Annotated in this window: 21 protein-coding genes; 12 read left to right on the top strand and 9 right to left on the bottom strand. The window is 60.0% G+C overall.

The genetic code is table 11. The features are described from left to right. Window positions 1-36 precede the first annotated feature (36 nt). The gene (locus KUA11_RS00985; RefSeq protein WP_217408810.1) at window positions 37-318 is read right to left on the bottom strand and encodes an Rdx family protein; all 282 of its coding nucleotides are present in this window, start codon (window positions 316-318) and stop codon (window positions 37-39) included. Between the two features lie 26 nt (window positions 319-344). Next, window positions 345-1,091 carry a methylenetetrahydrofolate reductase gene (locus tag KUA11_RS00980; RefSeq protein WP_217408809.1) on the bottom strand — a complete coding sequence of 249 codons (747 nt, stop codon included), beginning with the start codon at window positions 1,089-1,091 and terminating at the stop codon, window positions 345-347. A gap of 178 nt (window positions 1,092-1,269) precedes the next feature. On the opposite strand from KUA11_RS00980, the gene panS reads away from it, so the two are divergent. After that, window positions 1,270-2,178, top strand: coding sequence for a ketopantoate/pantoate/pantothenate transporter PanS (gene panS, locus KUA11_RS00975; protein WP_217408808.1), 909 nt, complete (start codon window positions 1,270-1,272; stop codon window positions 2,176-2,178). A 2-nt stretch (window positions 2,179-2,180) separates the two neighbouring features. Here panS and KUA11_RS00970 read toward each other — a convergent pair whose 3' ends face one another. Next, complete coding sequence (locus KUA11_RS00970) at window positions 2,181-2,753, bottom strand: DsbA family protein (RefSeq protein ID WP_217408807.1); 573 nt, start codon at window positions 2,751-2,753, stop codon at window positions 2,181-2,183. A gap of 266 nt (window positions 2,754-3,019) precedes the next feature. Between KUA11_RS00970 and ffh the strand changes: the two genes are divergently transcribed. The 7 genes from ffh to leuD all read left to right on the top strand — a co-directional run bounded on the left by ffh (window position 3,020) and on the right by leuD (window position 8,788). Further along, window positions 3,020-4,432, top strand: a complete 1,413-nt coding sequence (ffh, locus tag KUA11_RS00965) for a signal recognition particle protein (RefSeq protein WP_217408806.1) — start codon at window positions 3,020-3,022, stop codon at window positions 4,430-4,432. Window positions 4,433-4,484: 52 nt separating this feature from the next. After that, window positions 4,485-4,838, top strand: coding sequence for a 30S ribosomal protein S16 (rpsP, locus tag KUA11_RS00960; protein WP_217408805.1), 354 nt, complete (start codon window positions 4,485-4,487; stop codon window positions 4,836-4,838). A gap of 32 nt (window positions 4,839-4,870) precedes the next feature. After that, entirely contained in the window at window positions 4,871-5,413 is a 543-nt protein-coding gene (gene rimM / locus KUA11_RS00955; protein ID WP_217408804.1) for a ribosome maturation factor RimM, read from the top strand. Beyond that, window positions 5,410-6,138 carry a tRNA (guanosine(37)-N1)-methyltransferase TrmD gene (trmD, locus tag KUA11_RS00950; RefSeq protein WP_217408803.1) on the top strand — a complete coding sequence of 243 codons (729 nt, stop codon included), beginning with the start codon at window positions 5,410-5,412 and terminating at the stop codon, window positions 6,136-6,138. Before rimM ends, trmD begins: the two co-directional genes overlap by 4 nt. Beyond that, entirely contained in the window at window positions 6,135-6,524 is a 390-nt protein-coding gene (gene rplS / locus KUA11_RS00945) for a 50S ribosomal protein L19 (protein WP_166313426.1), read from the top strand. The genes trmD and rplS overlap by 4 nt, the downstream gene beginning before the upstream one ends. A gap of 213 nt (window positions 6,525-6,737) precedes the next feature. Then, window positions 6,738-8,144 carry a 3-isopropylmalate dehydratase large subunit gene (gene leuC / locus KUA11_RS00940; protein ID WP_217408802.1) on the top strand — a complete coding sequence of 469 codons (1,407 nt, stop codon included), beginning with the start codon at window positions 6,738-6,740 and terminating at the stop codon, window positions 8,142-8,144. A gap of 23 nt (window positions 8,145-8,167) precedes the next feature. Then, on the top strand, window positions 8,168-8,788 hold the full coding sequence (gene leuD, locus KUA11_RS00935) for a 3-isopropylmalate dehydratase small subunit (protein WP_217408801.1): 621 nt from the start codon (window positions 8,168-8,170) through the stop codon (window positions 8,786-8,788). A gap of 680 nt (window positions 8,789-9,468) precedes the next feature. Here the strand turns inward: leuD and KUA11_RS00930 are convergent. The 4 genes from KUA11_RS00930 to KUA11_RS00915 form a co-directional block, all read right to left on the bottom strand. Then, window positions 9,469-10,929, bottom strand: a complete 1,461-nt coding sequence (locus tag KUA11_RS00930; protein ID WP_217408800.1) for an NAD-dependent succinate-semialdehyde dehydrogenase — start codon at window positions 10,927-10,929, stop codon at window positions 9,469-9,471. 27 nt (window positions 10,930-10,956) lie between these two features. Then, complete coding sequence (locus KUA11_RS00925) at window positions 10,957-11,727, bottom strand: exodeoxyribonuclease III (protein WP_217408799.1); 771 nt, start codon at window positions 11,725-11,727, stop codon at window positions 10,957-10,959. Between the two features lie 6 nt (window positions 11,728-11,733). After that, window positions 11,734-12,078, bottom strand: a complete 345-nt coding sequence (locus tag KUA11_RS00920) for a HesB/IscA family protein (RefSeq protein ID WP_217408798.1) — start codon at window positions 12,076-12,078, stop codon at window positions 11,734-11,736. A gap of 122 nt (window positions 12,079-12,200) precedes the next feature. Continuing rightward, entirely contained in the window at window positions 12,201-12,539 is a 339-nt protein-coding gene (locus tag KUA11_RS00915) for a P-II family nitrogen regulator (protein ID WP_217408797.1), read from the bottom strand. Between the two features lie 205 nt (window positions 12,540-12,744). Between KUA11_RS00915 and KUA11_RS00910 the strand changes: the two genes are divergently transcribed. The 4 genes from KUA11_RS00910 to KUA11_RS00895 all read left to right on the top strand — a co-directional run bounded on the left by KUA11_RS00910 (window position 12,745) and on the right by KUA11_RS00895 (window position 16,885). Continuing rightward, window positions 12,745-13,959: a UbiH/UbiF/VisC/COQ6 family ubiquinone biosynthesis hydroxylase gene (locus KUA11_RS00910; protein ID WP_408744126.1), complete on the top strand. Its 1,215-nt coding sequence runs from the start codon at window positions 12,745-12,747 to the stop codon at window positions 13,957-13,959. A 378-nt stretch (window positions 13,960-14,337) separates the two neighbouring features. Further along, window positions 14,338-15,498, top strand: a complete 1,161-nt coding sequence (locus KUA11_RS00905; protein WP_368040899.1) for an L-dopachrome tautomerase-related protein — start codon at window positions 14,338-14,340, stop codon at window positions 15,496-15,498. 103 nt (window positions 15,499-15,601) lie between these two features. Further along, window positions 15,602-16,009, top strand: coding sequence for a cupin domain-containing protein (locus KUA11_RS00900; protein ID WP_408744130.1), 408 nt, complete (start codon window positions 15,602-15,604; stop codon window positions 16,007-16,009). 39 nt (window positions 16,010-16,048) lie between these two features. After that, window positions 16,049-16,885 (top strand): aldo/keto reductase, encoded by an 837-nt coding sequence (locus tag KUA11_RS00895; protein WP_217408795.1) that lies wholly within the window; start codon window positions 16,049-16,051, stop codon window positions 16,883-16,885. A gap of 146 nt (window positions 16,886-17,031) precedes the next feature. Here KUA11_RS00895 and KUA11_RS00890 read toward each other — a convergent pair whose 3' ends face one another. After that, window positions 17,032-17,865 carry an energy transducer TonB gene (locus KUA11_RS00890; RefSeq protein ID WP_217408794.1) on the bottom strand — a complete coding sequence of 278 codons (834 nt, stop codon included), beginning with the start codon at window positions 17,863-17,865 and terminating at the stop codon, window positions 17,032-17,034. Beyond that, a complete protein-coding gene (exbD, locus tag KUA11_RS00885; RefSeq protein ID WP_217408793.1) occupies window positions 17,862-18,296 on the bottom strand; it encodes a TonB system transport protein ExbD in 435 nt (144 codons plus the stop codon). The genes KUA11_RS00890 and exbD overlap by 4 nt, the downstream gene beginning before the upstream one ends. Window positions 18,297-18,304 lie beyond the last annotated feature (8 nt).

Below are 18,304 nucleotides of genomic sequence, written 5' to 3'. Positions count from 1 at the left end.
TCGTTCGCTGCCCGGACTGGAACACCGTGGGCTGCTTTAGCGGTCCACGTGCCCCAGATCACGTTCGGGGGCGATGACGTCCCGCACGCGCTGCTTGAGTTCCTTGGGGCCGGGAAAGCCGTTGTCGCGCTTGCGTTCCCACACGATGACATCGTCCACGCTGATCTCAAACCGGCCACCCGTGTCTGGACACAGGGCCACTTCCGTCAGTTCGGTGCCGAACGTCTGGAGCAGTTCCTGCGCCATCCACGCGGAACGGAGGAGCCAGTTGCACTGGGTGCAATAGTGGATGCGGACCTTGTGAGAGGCTGCGGTCATGGTCGGCTCCATCGTGTGGAAAGGGTTCAGCCCTGCAGAACGCCTTCAAGCGGCCGGAGGTAGTTTGCGAGTTTTACGCGCAGCGGCATGAGATAGACCGAATCTCCGTCGTCGCGCACTTCACGAATGGCCTGTTCGGCAAAGGTGAGATTGGCTTCCATCGTGGGCTCAAAATCACGCGGAAAGACAATGTGGTTGGTCGTCTCCCAATAGGAGCGTGACTTGGGGCCGATCACAGGTGAGAAGCCCCAGAAAACTTGCTGATCGTGCAGCCAATCGCGGCAGAGATCGAGCATTTTCATGTCGAAGAGAGGTTGTGTGAAAAAACCACAGGCTCCGGCTTCGCGCTTGCGGGCCACATCTTCCAGTTCCTTGTAGGGCGCGCGGCGGTAAGGGTCGAAGGCAGCGTAAACCTTGAGGTGCGGCGCTTCACGTCGGTAACGGCGAATGACGGCGTCGGAGGTGTTGGGAAACACGCGACGGCTCAGATCTGCCGGTGGATCGCCTTTTACCACGAGGATCTCCGTCAGGTCCGGCACATCGAGACCTGGCAGCGGGCCGTTCGGGTCGATGTCGATGGCGCGGACATGCGGGATCACGGACCGAAAGTTCGGGCGCACGAGTGTGGCGGCCTCCCAGCTTCGCAGCGAAAAGCGCTGGATGTCGGGAATGTTGATGGTGTCCACAAAAGGGAGACATGCGCGAAGTTCGGCCACTTCGCGTTGGATGGTGTCCGCATCGCGCGGGACGAGTTCGATGGAGACACGGCTCATGAGAAGGGGTCTGCTTCAAAAAGGATCATGGATTCAGTGTAGCGGAGGGTGGCGTGGGGTGAAACTCCAGCCACACACGCCGTCATGATTGATCTGTATTGCCTCTTCCTTTCATAAGGCGCGCAGATGTCGCGAAAAGGGGGGATCGGATGGGTAAAAAGGCGGAAGATGTGCGCGCATGCTGACACGGCTGTTCCCGGTGTGGGCTGTGCTTGTTTCACTGATGGCCGTGCTACGGCCCGGCCCCTTTTTGGTCATTACCCCAGTCATTACGCCGCTGCTGGCGTTCATTATGTTCACCATGGGCGTGACGCTCACTGTGGCGGACTTCAGGCGTATCGCCCGCAAGCCCTATCCGGTGCTCGCGGGTGTGGCGCTGCATTATCTTGTGATGCCGCTGGCGGCGTGGGGAATTGCGAAGGCGCTTGCCATGCCCAACGATCTGACGACCGGCATGGTTCTGGTGGGATGTGTCGCCAGTGGCACCGCTTCCAACGTGATGATTTATCTGTTGCGTGGAGATGTGGCGCTCTCGGTCAGTATCAGCACTCTCTCCACGCTGGTGGGGATTGTGGCTACACCTCTGCTTACGAGGTTGTATGTGGCGGCGGATGTGGCCGTGGACAGTTGGGGGCTGTTCCGTAGCATTCTGACACTTGTGGCCGTTCCGGTTGTGGGAGGCGTGCTGGTCAACACCTTCTGTCATCGCGCCGTGCGTCGGATGGAGCCGGTGCTGCCACTTGTGGCCATGGTGGCGATCCTGACCATCATTTCCAGCATTGTCGCAGCGGCGGCACCCGCTTTGGGAGCGGTCGGGCCGCTCGTGCTGGTGGGCGTCATCCTTCACAACGCTGTCGGCCTGCTTGGCGGCTATTGGGGCGGACGATTACTGGGCTTCGATGAATCCGTGTGCCGGACACTGGCGCTGGAGGTCGGCATGCAGAATTCGGGCCTCGCCGCGACGTTGGGGCGGCTTTATTTTTCCCCACTCGCGGCCCTGCCGGGCGCAGTGTTCTCTATCTGGCACAACATCTCCGGTTCGGCTCTGGCGGCCATCTGGGCGTCACGGCCTCCCCGGAGAAACTGAGGTTAGTCTCGGGAAGGCAAAAGGCGCGCCACCCATGTTTCGACCGGATCGCCGCTGTTCATATCGGGTTGCACCAGTCCGTCGATCATGAAGGTGGGAGAGGCGTGGATGCCGTTCTGACGCGAGTATTTGCAGTGCCACTTGATTTCGCGATCCAGGTCCGGGATTGCGAAAGCTGGTTTGAGGGTGAGACCGCTATAGCGTTCCAGCCGTTCGATGATGTCATCGGGGGTGGCGTGTCGGTTCGGGCCTTCGCAATGATGTGCGAACTCAAACTCCTCGCGGTGATCGGCCACAGCCTGCATTGCGCGACGTGCCGCATCCTTCCCTTCCGGCAGCGTGGAGGCTGCGAGGATGCAGCGCACGACAACGCCGGAGAAAAGGTGCCATGGCTGTGATTGCATGCGCAGTTTCACGGTAATCCGGTCCTCTCCGGCCTGTTCCAGAAGGGCATCAAGCTTGTTGAACGCCTTCACGGAGAACGGGCAGGTCGGTTCGAGAAACATTTCCAGTAGGCGAGGTCCGTGTCCCCATGTGAGTGGCGCGGCATGCCATGAGGTGGGAGTGCCAGCCATTGGGTGTTCTCCATATATATTTCAGGGATGACATGGCAGGATGGGTTGTCGGACTGTTCGTCGCAAGTCTGAAGGACGCGTGCAGGCGGGTGCTGCTGTCCGTGTGAAGCGAGCCGGTGGATGCATCCACCTGTCTTTCCCTGAAGAGGCCGTTTGATTCCGTTTGACAGGGCGAATGGCCGGGGCGTAGACAGATCGCCATACATGAGTCCCGCCACATCGCGAGTGTTCGCGCAGTGGCGCGTATTGTTTTGGGGAAACGCCTCTTGTTCGAGTCTCTGTCAGACAGGTTCTCCGGGGTCATCGGTGATCTTGGCAAGCGCGGCACGCTGAGCGAGGCCGACGTTGCCGAGGCCATGCGTGAAGTCCGGCTAGCCATGCTGGAAGCGGATGTGGCGCTTCCAGTCGTCAAGGACTTCGTCAATAAGGTCAAGGAACGCTCGGTCGGCGCAGAAGTGCTGGAAAGCGTTTCTCCCGGTCAGGCCGTTGCCAAGATCGTCAACGACGCGCTGATCGACGCGCTCGGTGGTGCAGGCGCTGTTCCCCTCAACCTGAACGCAACGCCGCCTGTGCCGATCCTGATGGTCGGTCTTCAGGGTTCGGGCAAGACGACGACATCGGGCAAGATCGCCCTGCGTCTGGCGACGCGCGAGCGTAAGAGGGTGCTGCTGGCATCGCTCGATACGCAGCGTCCGGCGGCTCAGCTCCAGTTGCAGCAGTTGGCCGAGCGCGCGGGTGTCGCATCGCTGCCCATCATTGCTGGCCAGACGCCGGTGGAAATCGCGCAGCGGGCGATGGAGACGGGGCGTCGTGAGGGGTATGACGTCGTCATCCTCGACACTGCCGGACGGCTCTCCATCGACGAAGCGTTGATGAATGAGGTGCGTCAGATCCGTGACGTGACGCACCCTGCGGAAACGCTTCTGGTCGTCGATGCGATGACCGGTCAGGACGCGGTCAACACAGCCAAGTCTTTCAATGAGGCTGTGGGCGTGTCCGGTGTGGTCATGACCCGTATGGACGGTGACGCGCGCGGTGGTGCGGCGCTGTCCATGCGCGCGATCACGGGCGCGCCGATCAAGCTGACGGGTTCGGGCGAGAAGCTCGACGCGCTGGAGGAGTTCCATCCCGAGCGCGTTGCCGGACGCATTCTCGGTCTGGGCGACATTGCCGGGCTGGTCGAGAAAGCCGCCGATACGCTCGATCAGGAAGAAGGCGAGCGGCTGGCCAAGAAGATGATGGCCGGCAAGTTCGATCTGGACGACTATGTCGCGCAGCTCAAGCAGATCCAGAAGATGGGCTCGATCTCGGGTATTCTGGGGATGCTGCCCGGTATGGGCAAGCTCAAGGACATGGTGGCGGAGAAGAACCTCGACACCACCGTATTCAAGCGCCATCAGGCCATGATTTCGTCCATGACGAAGGCTGAGCGCAAAACGCCGGGCATCATCAAGGCGTCGCGCAAGAAGCGTATCGCTGCTGGGTCCGGCACAACAGTTCAGGAAGTCAACAAGCTGCTCAAGCAGTTCGATGACATGTCCACCATGATGAAGCGGGTCAACAAGCTCGGGCTCAAGGGCCTGATGCGGCAGGCTTCCGCGCTCATGTCCGGGGGCGGGATGCCGGGAGGGCCGGGTGGCCGTCCGGGTGGTCCCGGAGGTCGGCCGCCTTTCGGCTGATCCATCCCCGACCCGTTCCTTTTCTTTTCTGGCACTATCCGGAGTAGTCTGAATGAGCCTCAAGATCCGTCTCGCCCGCGCCGGTGCGAAGAAGCGTCCTTACTACCACATTGTTGTGGCTGACAGCCGTTCGCCGCGCGATGGTCGCTTCATTGAGCGCGTGGGTGCTTACAACCCGATGCTGCCGTCCGATCATGCTGACCGCGTGAAGCTGACGGAAGAGCGCATCAAGCATTGGCTGTCGCAGGGTGCCCTGCCGACGGACCGCGTGGCCCGTTTCCTCGGTCAGGCTGGTGTGATCGCGAAGCCGACATGGAACGAGCAGCCCAAGAAGTCCGCACCGAAGAAGAAGGCGCAGGAACGCGCGAAGGCGGCGGCTGACGCTGCGGCGGCTGCAGCGGCCTGAGGACAGAGTAGATCGAAAGACGCTTTCCAACCATGACGGACGGACGCATCCAGATCGGAGTTGTGGGGAGGCCGCACGGTGTGCGCGGGCTTGTGCATGTGCACAGCCTCGCGACCGATGCAGCGGCTCTCGCCTCCTATGGCGTGCTGACGGACGATCGGGGCGGCAAGTGGACGCTCAGTTGGCGTTCGGGCGATGTGGCGGAACTGCGTGATGCGCAGGGACAGCCGCTTGCCGATCGGACGGCGGCGCAGGTACTGGTCAATCGGAAGCTCTATGTCACGCGCGATCAGCTTCCCGAGCCAGAGGATGAAGAGTTCTATCACAGCGACCTACTTGGTCTGGCGGCTGTGGAAGATGGGCAGCCTCTGGGGCGGATTGTCACGGTCCACGATTATGGTGCGGGTGTGAGCCTTGAGCTCGACACGGGTCTGATCGTGCCGTTCACGAAAGCCTGCGTGCCGGAGGTCGATCTGACTTCTGGGCGCGTAAGCATTGTGCGGCCCGTGGAAGTGATCGGTGAGGAGGCGCAGGTTCCCAAGCGGGAGCGGGTTGCCTCGGACGATGTGGCATGAGCTGGACGGCTTCCATCCTCACCCTGTTTCCGGACATGTTTCCCGGTCCGCTCGGTCAGTCTCTGGCCGGTCGGGCGCTGGAAAACGGAACGTGGAACTGCGACGTGCGCGATCTGCGCGCGTTCGGGTTGGGGCGGCACAACGCTGTGGACGACACGCCGTTTGGAGGCGGGGCGGGCATGGTGATGCGGCCGGATGTGGTGGAGGCGGCGCTTGAGTCGGTGTCTCGCCATGATGGTGCGCCGTGTGTCTATCTGACGCCGCGCGGTCGTCCGCTCTCACAGGCGGATATCCGCCGTTATGTATCCGGACCGGGGGTAGCCCTCCTGTGCGGACGCTATGAAGGTGTGGATGAGCGGGTGCTTGAGGAACGGTCGATCGAGCAGGTCTCGATCGGCGATTACGTTCTCTCGGGTGGCGAAACGGCGGCACTGGTGCTGCTCGATGCCTGCGTGCGGCTTCTGCCGGGCGTCATGGGATCGGCGGAGAGCGGTGTCGAAGAAAGCTTTTCCGACGGTCTGCTTGAATATCCTCTCTATACCCGCCCGGCCAAGTGGAAGGGCCGGGCCGTGCCGGACATTCTCCTGTCCGGCAACCATGCCGCCATCGCCCGCTGGCGGCGCGAACAATCCGAGAAGGCTACGCGCGAGCGCAGGCCCGATCTGTGGACAGCTCATCTGTCTCACGCATCAAGACCATCCGTTCACGAAGGACATTCGTCATGAACATCATCCAGCAGTATGAGGCCGCCGAGATCGCGCGCCTGTCCGCCGCCCGCGCGGTTCCCGAGTTCCAGGCCGGCGACACGGTGCGCGTGTCCGTCCGCGTGAAGGAAGGCGAGCGTGAGCGTCTTCAGGCCTATGAAGGCGTTGTGATCGCCCGTTCCAACAAGGGCCTGAACAGCAATTTCACAGTGCGCAAGATTTCGAACGGCGAAGGTGTGGAGCGTGTGTTCCCGCTCTATGCGCCCACGATCGCGGAGATCAAGGTTGTGCGTCGCGGCAAGGTGCGTCGTGCGAAGCTGTATTATCTGCGTGGCCGTCGCGGCAAGTCCGCGCGTATTGCCGAGCGCGCCCGTGACACGGGACCGGCCGCCAAGGCCAGCGCGTAAGCTTCGCGCTTGGGAAGGCCGGTGCTCCGCAGGGGCACCGGCCTTTTTCTTTTGCGGGGAAGGGAGCCTGCTCGCCACTGGCGAAGCGGGTCGTTCATTCCTACGTGACCGGACAGGGATTTTGCCTGCACATAGGGCTTCGGCGTACTTGACGCCCCGCTCTTCAGGCAGGCAAAGCTCGTGTCATTGATTACAGGAAGTTCAGGAACCGCCATGTCGCCGCGCACGCTCTTCGACAAGATCTGGGCCAACCACGTTGTCGATACCCTCGAGGACGGCACGGCGATCCTCTATATCGACCGGCATCTTGTGCATGAGGTGACGAGCCCTCAGGCTTTCGAGGGGCTACGTCTGGCCGGGCGAAAGCTGCGGCATCCGGAAAACACTATTGCGGTTGTGGACCATAACGTGCCGACGTCCGATCGGACTAAGCCGATCGAGGAAGCAGACAGCCGCAATCAGATCGAGACGCTGGAGCGCAACGTCAAGGAATTCGGTGTTCCGTATTTTCCGCTGCTTTCGGCCAATCAGGGCATCGTGCATGTGGTCGGCCCCGAGCAGGGCATCTCGCTGCCGGGCATGACCATTGTGTGCGGTGACTCCCACACCTCCACCCATGGCGCGATGGGTGCTCTGGCATTCGGTATCGGTACGTCCGAGGTCGAGCATGTGATGGCGACGCAGACCATCCTGCAAAAGCCCGCCAAGAACATGAAGATCGCCGTAGACGGCACTCTTGCTCCGGGCGTGACGGCCAAGGATGTGGTACTGGCCATCATCGGCAAGATCGGCACGGCGGGTGGCACGGGGCATGTGATCGAGTTCACAGGTTCGGCCATTCGTGGGCTGGACATGGCCGGGCGCATGACCGTGTGTAACATGGCCATTGAGGCCGGTGCGCGCGCGGGCCTGATTGCACCGGACGAGACGACGTTTGAGTATGTGAGGGGACGCCGGTTCGCGCCCAAAGGTGCGGATTTCGACGCTGCTGTGGCGTATTGGAAGACGCTGGTGGCCGATGAGGGAGCAGTGTACGACACCGAAGTCACTCTGCGGGCCGAGGAGATCGAGCCTTGTCTGACATGGGGCACCAGCCCCGAGACGGTGCTGTCGATCAATGCCACGATCCCCGATCCTGCCGATGAGCCGGATGAGGCCAAGCGCGCGCAGTTGCAGCGGATGCTGGACTATATGGACCTCAAGGCGGGCGCGAAGATCGCGGGCACGCCGGTCGATGTAGTGTTCATCGGTTCCTGCACCAACAGCCGCATCGAAGATCTGCGCGCTGCTGCATCCATCGCTGCGGGTCGCAAGGTGGCAGACGGTGTGCGGGCGATGATCGTGCCGGGTTCAGGGCTGGTAAAGGCACAGGCGGAAGAGGAAGGGCTGGACCGCATCTTCCTCGATGCAGGCTTTGAATGGCGTGAGGCTGGCTGCTCCATGTGTCTGGGCATGAATCCGGACAAGCTGACGCCGGGTCAGCGCTGTGCGTCCACATCCAACCGCAATTTTGAGGGACGGCAAGGACCGGGTGGACGCACGCACCTGCTCTCACCTGCGATGGCCGCCGCCGCCGCTGTGACGGGTGTGCTGACCGACGCCCGCGAACTGAACGCCTGATCCCGGCAGAAGGACCGACCACGATGGAAAAGTTTACGACCCTCACGGCCATCGCAGCGCCTCTGCCTGAGGCTAATATCGACACGGACAAGATCATTCCCGCGCGTTTTCTCAAGACGACGAAGCGCACGGGACTGGGTGTCCATGCCTTTGACGGGATGCGTTACCGTCCGGATGGTTCTGAGAACCTGGACTTCGTGCTGAACAAGGAGCCGTATCGCAAGGCACAGATCCTCATCACGCATGAGAACTTCGGCTGCGGTTCATCGCGTGAGCACGCGCCTTGGGCGTTGCTGGATTTTGGTATTCGCTGTGTGATTGCGCCGACATTCGCCGACATTTTCTTCAACAACAGCTTCAAGAACGGCATCCTGCCGATCCGTCTGCCGCGTGAGGTCTGCGATGAACTGATGAAGGATGCGACGCAGGGAGCGAACAGTCGCATTACTGTCAATTTGGAAAGTCAGGTTGTGGTGCGTCCGGATGGAGAAGAGATTCCCTTCGAGATCGACCCGCTGCGCAAGCATCTGTTGCTGGAGGGGCTGGACGATATTGGCCAGACGCTTAAGCGGGAAGGGGCGATTGAGGCGTTTGAGGCGAAGCGGGCCAAGGACGAGCCTTGGTTTCCGAAGATTGCGGTGTGAAAAAGCGGGGCTTTTGCCCCGCTTTTTTTATGTCTGGATTGAGGGGAGAGCGGAATGTCTGCTTCTGGTGGCCATTTGATGGAATCTAACTGACAGCGTTTAACTAGTAGTCTTTGAAGATTATTTTTATTAAATAAATAAAAATAATAAATATAGCTGCATTTCCTATCGCAATAAATATAAAACCAATAATGCTTTGTTTTGTTGTTATATCTTGAGAAAAACTCGCTGATGAAAACATTAAAGTTGATATGGTGAGAAGTGATGTGATGTTAATTTTTACGTTGTCTTTTTCCAGCGTGAAGCAATTTAGGCAGTATAATCCTGTGTATAAACCAAGAATTATTGCTGTTGTTTTTGAGTAATTGCTTATTTGTTCAGATTGAATAAAAATACCTGCCGTTATGAATGATATGAAATTAAAAATTGTCCAAGACAATATAAAAACACACGCTAAAAAATTTAAGTAAATAGGATAGTTTCTTCTCATCCGGCGAACCGTTAATTTTAGAGCTATAATGTGAAGAAATCTAGCCGCTAAGAGCCTGTTTGGAAATACACGCTGGTCTGTGGTCCGACGTGCGTTTCCTGCGCTTCGGTAATCAAAAACAAACCGAGGTCGAGGAGGCTGCGCCTCCTCGTGGGGTTCGGGGCAAAGCCCCGAGACGCAAGCCGTCCCCTCAGAACTTCAGCCCCGCCATATGCAGCGCCTTGGTCTCAAGGAACTCTTCGATCCCTTCCGCGCCGCCTTCACGGCCAAGCCCGGACTGCTTCATGCCACCAAACGGCGCGCACTCCATCGACACGGAGCCGGTGTTCACGCCGACCATGCCGTATTCCAGCGCCTCGCCCACGCGCCATGCACGGCTCATGTCCTCGGTGTAGAAATAAGCGGCCAGACCGAACTCAGTGTCGTTAGCCATCCGCACGGCCTCGGCTTCGTCCGTGAACTTGAAGATTGGCATGACGGGGCCGAATGTTTCTTCACGGAAAATCCGCATGGCGGTCGTAACGCCTTCCAGCACGACGGGCGTGGCAAAGCAGCCATTGGTCTCCAGCGGAGCGCTGACATAGGACGCGCCTTTGGAGAGCGCGTCCTCCACATGATCGCGCACCTTTTTCACGGCAGCCTCGTTGATCAGCGGCCCCATGGTGTTGCCGTCTTCCAGGCCGTTACCGACCTTGAATTTGGCCACTTCCTCGCGGATGCGCGCTACGAAGCGATCATGGATGCCCGCCTGCACAAGGATACGGTTGGCGCACACGCAGGTCTGTCCGGCATTGCGGAACTTGGCGGCGATGGCGCCCGCCACGGCGGCGTCGAGATCGGCATCATCGAACACGAGGAAGGGCGCGTTGCCGCCGAGTTCAAGGCTCAGACGCTTGATGGTGTCGGCAGACTGTCGCATGAGCAGTGCTCCGACCTGCGTGGAGCCGGTGAAGGACAGCTTGCGCACGGTGTCGCTGCCTGTCAGCACGGGACCGATTTCCTTGGCTTCACCTGTCACCAATGACATCAAGCCCGCAGGCAGTCCGGCGCGCTCGGCCAGAACGGCCAGCGCAAGGGCGGAATAGGGCGTCAGTTCGGACGGCTTGAGCACCATGCTGCACCCGGCTGCGAAAGCAGGCCCGCATTTGCGGGTGATCATGGCGTTGGGGAAGTTCCACGGGGTGATGGCCGCCGTGGTGCCAACGGGCTGCTTGAGGGTGAGCACGCGGCGATCGGGCTGGTTGGGCGTGATGACCGCGCCGTTGATCCGACGGGCTTCCTCGGCGAACCACTTGAGGAAGGAGGCGCCGTATTTCACTTCGCCCTTGGCCTCAGCCAGCACCTTGCCCTGTTCGACGGTCATGATGCGGGCGAGATCATCCGCGTTGGCCATGATGAGGTCGTGCCACTTCATGAGGATGTCGGCGCGAGCCTCAGGGGCGCGGGTCTTCCACTCTTTCTGGGCGCGATCGGCGGCCTCGATGGCGCGCTGCGTCTCTTCAGCGGTGCAGGCCGGAATGGTGCCGATGGTCTCGCCGGTGGCCGGGTTGGTCACACTCATCGTCTTGCCCGATGACGAGTTGATCCATTCACCAGCGACAAGTGCCTGTTCGCGGAAAAGGGACGGGTCGTTAAGGCCGGTGATGGGCATGGGGAAGCTCCGTGTCAGGAAAATGGATCAGGAAAGGGTGATGACGACCGGCACATGGTCGGAGGGCTGCTCCATGCCGCGCTCATCACGGTCCACCTCGGCGGTGAGAAGCCGTTCGGCGATACGGGGTGAGAGCAGCATATGGTCGATGCGCAGGCCCATATCGCGGCGGAAGGCGCCCGCCTGATAATCCCAGAAGGTGTAGATCGTCTCTTGCGGATGCAGGGCGCGGACGGCGTCCGTCAAACCCAGCCAGAGAAGGCGCCGGAAGGCCGCGCGGCTTTCCGGGTGGACGAGGGCATCAGTGGGGGGCAGTGCGCCGGTTGCGAGATCCTTGTCCGTGGGACAGACGTTGTAATCGCCCGCGAGGATGAAGTCGGTTCCTTCGGCCAGCATGGCTTCGGCGTGGCGGGCAAGGGCGTCGAAGAACTCCATCTTGCGCGCAAAGCCTGCGGGGCCGCCGGAGTTGCCGTTGGGCAAATAGAGGTTGCCCACGGTCAGGGAGCCATTACGGATTTCGATGAACCGTGCGGGTGGTTCCTCCTCACTCAGGCCGGGGAGCTTGCGGGCAAGAACCTCGACAGGGGTGCGCGAGAGGGTGGCGACGCCGTTATACGACTTCTGGCCGACCACATGCGTCGTGTAGCCGATGGCCTCAAACGCTTCGGTCGGGAACTGATGCGCTTCGCATTTGATCTCCTGAAGAAGCAGGAGATCGGGCTCATTGCGCTTGAGCCAGTCCAGCACGAGATTCTGCCGCTGGCGAATGGAGTTGACGTTCCACGTCGCGATTTTCATCGCCGTTCAGCCGGATATGGAGAAGCTGGTGCCGCACCCGCAGCCCGAGGCGGCGTTGGGGTTGTTCACGGTGAAATGCGCGCCCATGAGCTTGTCCACATAGTCGAGTTCCCCGCCGTCCATCAGGTCGAGGCTGGCGGGATCCACCGCGACACGAATACCGTGGGCTTCCACTACGAGATCGTCGGGGGCGATTTCGGGGTCGAGCCGGAATTCATACTGGAAGCCATTGCAGCCACCCGCGGACACTGCCACACGCAGCGCAGGCGGTGGGCTGACCTCTCCCTTGGAGGCGATGATTTCGGCAATGCGCCGTGCGGCGGCGTCGGAGACGGAAAAGCTCTGGGTCATACCGGAGATAATGGGCGCGGGAGGCCCGGAATAAAAGAGGAAACGCGCCCTCCTGTGTGTGGAAGGAGGGCGCGTGTTTCACAAGAGCGGGAAGAGAGAGGTGAAGGGTGGGGTGATGCCGCTCAGAGCGCCTCGTCACCGCTTTCACGGGTGCGGATGCGGATGACGCGACTGAGGTCACTTACGAAGATCTTGCCGTCACCGATCTTGCCGGTATGGGCGGACTGGAGAATGGCCTCCACCACCTGATCGACCAGCGCATCGGACGTGGCGACCTCGATCTTGATCTTGGGCAGGAAGCTGACGTGATACTCCGCGCCGCGATAGATCTCGGTCTGTCCTTTCTGGCGCCCGAAGCCTTTGACCTCGGACACGGTCAGCCCCTGAATCCCGAGCGGCGAGAGCGCGTCGCGGACGTCGTCGAGTTTGAAGGGCTTGATAATAGCCGTGACGAGCTTCATCCCAGTTCCTCTTTGTTCATCCCGAATTTCACAACGATACCGTAATGGCTTTCGCACAAAAGCATATCGGGCGCTCCCTGTCACGCGCTTCGGGATGGTATGAACTCACAAAGCATGCAAAGAGTTTCATCGCTTGCCGTCGGGCGTGGTTCTGTTCTGTGCTCAATGGCGGAAAAGAGCCAATTTTTGCGAAGAGGTCGCCGGCATGAGCATGTCCGCACACACTGTCACCGAAGTCGATATCTGCATCATCGGTGCGGGTCCGGTCGGTGCCACGCTGGCCTGTCGTCTGGCGCGTGAAGGCGTACCCGTGGCCGTAGTGGATCGCGCGGCACTTCCGCCCATGGAAGATCCCGATTTTGACGGGCGGGCCTATGCGATTGCGGCAGGCTCCAAGAACCTTCTCGAAGAGGCGAGTGTGTGGGAGCGACTGCCGCAGATTCCATGCCCCATTGAGGACATTCTTGTGACCGATGGGCGTCCCGGCGAGCCGCCGTCACCGCTTTCACTGGAGTTCACTCGTGAGGACTCGAGCCAGCCGTTCGGCTGGATGGCCGAGGCCCGGGCGCTCCGCGTGGCTCTGAACGCGACATTGCACGATGCGCCTTCGGTCACACTGCTGGCGCCTGCGGAAGTTGTCATCACGCGAAGCAATGCGGGTGTGGTGGTGCGCGCAAAGGACGGGCGGGAGATCAGGGCGCGCCTGCTTGTGGCAGCCGATGGTCGAGGCAGCCGGACACGTTCGCAGGCAGGTATCCCCATTACGAAGCTGCCTTATGGTCAGAGCGGAATCGTTTGTGCGATTGCGCACGAACTGCCGCACGACAATGGTGCGCTGGAGCATTTCCTGCCGGGTGGTCCGTTTGCCCAGTTGCCCATGACCGGCACGGCGGAGCATCCGAACCTGTCAGCCATTGTGTGGAGTGAAAAGGACGCCATGGCCCAGCGTCTGGCGGCGCTGCCCGACGAGCTTTTCGTGCGGGAACTCAAGCGGCGCATCGGGGACCGGTTGGGTGACGTGAAGCCTGTCGGGCGCCGATGGGTCTATCCGCTTTCCGCTCAATATGCCCAGCGTTACACCGCCACGCGGATGGTGCTGGCGGGTGATGCCGCGCATGGCATCCACCCTATTGCCGGGCAAGGACTCAACTTGGGTTTCCGCGATGTGATCGCGCTGGCGGATCTGTTGATCGAAACGCACCGTAAGGGGGAGGATCCCGGTGCGCCGTCGGTTCTGGCGCGCTATCAACGTCGGTGCCGCCCCACCAACATGCTCATGTTCGTGGCGACCGATGCGCTGGATCGGCTGTTCAGTAATGACAATCCTGTGCTGCGACTGGCCCGTGATGTGGGGATTGCCGCCGTGCAACGTATGCCGCGTCTGCGTAAGGCGTTCGTGAAGCATGCGATGGGCGTGTGAGCGGGCCGTTTCTGTCGGTTTGTATGGGTTGCCTTGAGGTTGGGTTGAGGCGATTATCGAGAGCGTCTTGAGCGGTGGTTTGCTCGGTGGAATCTTTGACAGCAAAATAGTTGTTTGTTTTTCAGTACTTCTGGGAAGAGTGTTCCCCGCACACGCGGGGATGAACCGCAGATGATTCCGCCTGCAATCAGGCCGGGACGGTGTTCCTCGCCTATGCGAGGATGAACCATCCGTCATTCTGATGACGGTCCTGTGAACACCTTGGAACTGCGCCAAGGCTCTATCGTATACATATTACGACACACGTGACGGGGACGGTCCTCTCACAAGCAGGCACAGGGAGGGCGGGTTCTGTTCAGGCTATGCGGGAAGGAGAGGGTGGCGGGGGCCATTCTTCTTGGAGTGCTGATGCATGGGGTCGGGACAGCTTGGGCGCGCACCCCTCCTCCAATCACCGACAATCATGATCCCGGGTTTGGCACGCAAGGAAAGGTCGAGATCGTTGGCGTGTTACAGGCGCCCGACCCTTCTGGAATTGCCATAATTGACGGGCGGATGTTTCTCAGCTTCCCCAAGCACGATGGCGATCATGCGGGGCCAGTTCTGGCGGAGTGGAAAGATGGGCGCCTCGTGCCGTTTCCGGCAACGGCCGCGCCAATAGATGCACCGCCCTCTTCTCGACTACTTTCCGTGCATGGTCTGACGACCGACACGCAGGGACGACTATGGGGCATTGATGACGGCAAGATAAAAGGGCAGCCAATCCCACCGGGCGGAGCCAAAGTTGTCGGCTTCGATGTGCGCTCGGGCAAGCAGATTGCGGCCGTCGTGCTGAAAGAGGCGTTGTTGCCCGGCAGTCATATGAACGATCTGCGCATTGATCTGACTCATGGGGCGGCTGGCACGGTGTATGTGACCGACAGTTCCTTCGATGGTCATCCCGCACTCGTGGTGGTGGATATTGCGACGGGGCGACAGCGTCGTGTGCTGGAGCATGACCGCTCCACGCAGCCGGACCCTGGTTATCAGACTGTTCTGGACGGTCGGGTTCTGAAAGTTGACCGTGAACATCCGACATTTCCCGGCGGAGGTGCTGACGGAATCACGCTTTCTCGCGCGTCGGATCGGCTTTATTACGCACCGCTTTCCAGCCGTCGTCTTTACAGTCTCCCGACGGCCCTTTTGGCGGATTTTTCGAAATCCGATGCTGAACTTGCAGCGGCTGTGAGCGATGAGGGCGAGAAGGGAGCGGCGGACGGACTGGCGAGCGATGCGTGGGGGCGGATTTACACGACTGCCGCCGATCATGACGCGGTCTTTCGTCGCAATCTGGATGGTTCGTTCGATCTTATCGCATCCGACCCACGCTTTGTCTGGCCGGACGGTATCTTTGCCGATGATCGGGCTGTTTATGTCGTGGCCGGTCAATGGTCGCGTCTGCCCCGTTTCCATGATGGAAAAGACCTGCGCCATCCACCTTACCTGATTGCGCGGATTGGTATTGCGGCGCCGTCCGAAAAGACACAGTCCGGAAAATGAAGTGTGATGGCTCCTGATCGGGATTGAACGGGATCAGGAGCGCTGGAGAGGAGCGAAAAAGATGCATGCTGCGAGGTTTCTATCTGCAGCCACCGTTGTTGGCATGATGATCGCCGCAGGCACTTTGCATGCCCAGAATGTGGCTACGGCGCATAAGGACGTCCTGCTGCAAAGCGATCATTCATGGAACGGCGTGGCGTACAAACCGTATTCATCAGGGCAGCCGCAGCTGACGATGATCCGTCTGACCATTCCGGCGCATACGGCGTTGCCGTGGCATACACATCCCTGTCCCAATGCGGGCTATGTGCTGGAAGGGCAGTTGACGATCACGGATCGTGAAAGCGGTAAGCAGCACACTTTCCACAAGGGAGAGGCGTTTGCGGAATCCGTGGATGACATTCATCGGGGCCAGTCGGGCGATACGCAGACAGTGCTGCTGCTGACCTATGCGGGGGAAGTGGGGCAACCCACTTCGGTGCCGGTAAAGGGTGAGAAGCCCGAATACTGACGTACTGCTCCCTGACATCGAGACCAAGGAGATCATTTCATGACCATGCCGCAGATTACGCTCAATGACGGGACGAAGATTCCAGCCATTGTATTCGGCACCTACAAGCTCAACGGCGCTTCGGGCGTGGAGGCGATGAAGGGGGCTATCGACGTCGGCTATACAGGTCTCGACAGCGCCTTCAACTATGAAAATGAGGGCGCGCTTGGCAAGGCGCTGCGTGAGAGCGGCCACAAGCGAGAGAGCATCCGTATCGCGTCCAAGCTGCCCGGCCGTCACCACGCCTATGATGAGGCTCTGGCCACGATCGAGGAATCTCTCTACCGGACCGGCGTTGATTATTACGATGTGTATTTCATCCACTGGCCCAATCCGAAGGTTGGGAAATATGTGGAGGCTTGGAAAGCACTGATTGAGGCGAAGAAGCGCGGATATGTGCAGTCGATTGCGGTGTGCAATTTCCTGCCTGAGCATCTCCAACGTCTTTTGGACGAAACGGGCGTTCTCCCTTGCATCAATCAGATTGAGCTGCATCCTTATTTTCCGCAGGACGAGGCGCGTGCGTGGCACAAGCAGCATAATATCGTCACGCAATCGTGGAGCCCGCTTGGGCGCGGCAACGATATTCTCACCAATCCGGTCTTGGAAGGAATTGCCAAACGGGTGGAGCGTTCGGTGTCACAGGTGATCCTGCGTTGGCATCACCAGCTTGGGTGTGTGCCGTTGCCCAAGGCATCGAGCCGCAAACATCAGATCGAGAATATGTCGATCTTTGATTTTGCGCTTACGGATGAGGACATGAAGGCGATTGCCACCTTGGCGCGTCCCGGTGGTCGTACGGCCAATCAGGATCCGGCGGTGTACGAAGAGTTCTGAATACGGGGAATGACCTGTTCTGCTCGTTTACTTTGCAGAGTGAGAGATGGCGTGCCGCCCCATTGGGGCGGTATTTTTTATGAAATGAGATTGTCAGAGAACACGGACTATTCCTCTCGTTGTGGGATGCTGTGTATTCGTCCTTCCTACTCAACGTAGAATTCAATGGGAACGGTCAGGGTGATCGTGTCTCCCGGTACACTGTCTGGTGGTTCGGGCAGTGGTTCGGCGCGCCGAACAAGAGCCAGTGTTTCCTGATCGAGCAAGGTATAACCGGATGGTTTTGTGAGGCGAGCGGACAGCACACGTCCCTTGCGATTCATGGTGAAGGTCAGGAGCGGGGTGCCTTCCTCCCGATGGCGTTGCGCCTCCGTTGGGTAGCGTTTGAAGCGTTCCAGCCTCGCCACGAGATCGCTCTGCCATGAAGCCGGAGCACGCGATGCGTGCGAAGAGGACGCTCCCGGTGAAGGGGACGCCTGTGTAACGGCAGGAGGAGCTTCGGTGGAAGGAGGCGCTGTGGTGCGTTCCGCTGACGCTTCTTTGAGCGGAAGTGGTTTTTCCTTATGCGAAACGGGTTTGACGACGGTCTTTTTCACGACCTTGCGCGTCTCGGTTTTCGGCACGGGAACAGGAGGATGCGGCGTAGGAGAGGGCGGTGCTGCTATTTTAGGTGGCTCTTCCGGCGTGGGGTCCGGCTGGGCCTGTGTCTGTTTTGGGCCTTTCGGCACGTCTTGCGGAGGCGTGGGGGTAGCTGTTGGAAGAGGGGCAAGATCGATGGCAATGGCGGCTGGGGGTGGCAGGGAGACTGCGGGTGGGGAGCGCGGAATGAGCGTGCTCAGGGCCACGCTGGCTGTTATGAAAATCACTACTGCTGTTAGCGCTGTTCCCCAGAGGCGTCGTTCCCGTTGCCGCTCGTGTTGCAGCGCCTGATGACGCCGGTCGCGGAACGAGGTGGAAGACGGGAAAACAGCGCTGCTCATTGCTCTGCTCCTTCCTCCTGCCCCTGAAGATTGACCAGCGCGACCTTGAGAAAACCGGCTGCGCGCAGTTTGTCCATCACGCCCATAAGAGTGCCGTAATCCACGGTCTTGTCAGCCCGCAGAAAGATGCGTTCGTCCTTGTTGCCCTTGCTGGCTTTCTCCATGGCGCCAGCCAGAGCGTCGGGTGCGATATCCTCTTCGCCCAGCGCCAGACCATGATCGGCCTTGATGGTGAGAAACAGCGGGTCATCGGGTCGTGGTGTGGGTTTTTCGATGGAAGAGGGTAGATCCACCGGCACGTTCACCGTGGTCAATGGCGCGGTCACCATGAAGATGATGAGCAGCACCAGCATGACGTCGATGAAGGGGGTGACATTGATCTCGTGCGCTTCGTGCAGGTCGTCGGAACTGTGACGGATGCGAATGGCCATGGCGTGTT

It is taken from the genome of Acetobacter estunensis, assembly GCF_019083805.1.
GTDB lineage: Bacteria > Pseudomonadota > Alphaproteobacteria > Acetobacterales > Acetobacteraceae > Acetobacter > Acetobacter estunensis_A.
This window is presented reverse-complemented; position numbering and strand designations above follow the sequence as displayed.

Excerpts from the sequence above, each read along its gene's own strand:
- KUA11_RS00985 (WP_217408810.1), bottom strand. The coding sequence starts at position 318 with ATGACCGCAGCCTCTCACAAGGTCCGCATCCACTATTGCACCCAGTGC.
- KUA11_RS00980 (WP_217408809.1), bottom strand. The coding sequence starts at position 1,091 with ATGAGCCGTGTCTCCATCGAACTCGTCCCGCGCGATGCGGACACCATC.
- panS (WP_217408808.1), top strand. The coding sequence starts at position 1,270 with ATGCTGACACGGCTGTTCCCGGTGTGGGCTGTGCTTGTTTCACTGATG.
- KUA11_RS00970 (WP_217408807.1), bottom strand. The coding sequence starts at position 2,753 with ATGGCTGGCACTCCCACCTCATGGCATGCCGCGCCACTCACATGGGGA.
- rpsP (WP_217408805.1), top strand. The coding sequence starts at position 4,485 with ATGAGCCTCAAGATCCGTCTCGCCCGCGCCGGTGCGAAGAAGCGTCCT.
- rimM (WP_217408804.1), top strand. The coding sequence starts at position 4,871 with ATGACGGACGGACGCATCCAGATCGGAGTTGTGGGGAGGCCGCACGGT.
- trmD (WP_217408803.1), top strand. The coding sequence starts at position 5,410 with ATGAGCTGGACGGCTTCCATCCTCACCCTGTTTCCGGACATGTTTCCC.
- rplS (WP_166313426.1), top strand. The coding sequence starts at position 6,135 with ATGAACATCATCCAGCAGTATGAGGCCGCCGAGATCGCGCGCCTGTCC.
- leuC (WP_217408802.1), top strand. The coding sequence starts at position 6,738 with ATGTCGCCGCGCACGCTCTTCGACAAGATCTGGGCCAACCACGTTGTC.
- leuD (WP_217408801.1), top strand. The coding sequence starts at position 8,168 with ATGGAAAAGTTTACGACCCTCACGGCCATCGCAGCGCCTCTGCCTGAG.
- KUA11_RS00930 (WP_217408800.1), bottom strand. The coding sequence starts at position 10,929 with ATGCCCATCACCGGCCTTAACGACCCGTCCCTTTTCCGCGAACAGGCA.
- KUA11_RS00925 (WP_217408799.1), bottom strand. The coding sequence starts at position 11,727 with ATGAAAATCGCGACGTGGAACGTCAACTCCATTCGCCAGCGGCAGAAT.
- KUA11_RS00920 (WP_217408798.1), bottom strand. The coding sequence starts at position 12,078 with ATGACCCAGAGCTTTTCCGTCTCCGACGCCGCCGCACGGCGCATTGCC.
- KUA11_RS00915 (WP_217408797.1), bottom strand. The coding sequence starts at position 12,539 with ATGAAGCTCGTCACGGCTATTATCAAGCCCTTCAAACTCGACGACGTC.
- KUA11_RS00910 (WP_408744126.1), top strand. The coding sequence starts at position 12,745 with ATGAGCATGTCCGCACACACTGTCACCGAAGTCGATATCTGCATCATC.
- KUA11_RS00900 (WP_408744130.1), top strand. The coding sequence starts at position 15,602 with ATGATGATCGCCGCAGGCACTTTGCATGCCCAGAATGTGGCTACGGCG.
- KUA11_RS00895 (WP_217408795.1), top strand. The coding sequence starts at position 16,049 with ATGACCATGCCGCAGATTACGCTCAATGACGGGACGAAGATTCCAGCC.
- KUA11_RS00890 (WP_217408794.1), bottom strand. The coding sequence starts at position 17,865 with ATGAGCAGCGCTGTTTTCCCGTCTTCCACCTCGTTCCGCGACCGGCGT.
- exbD (WP_217408793.1), bottom strand. The coding sequence starts at position 18,296 with ATGGCCATTCGCATCCGTCACAGTTCCGACGACCTGCACGAAGCGCAC.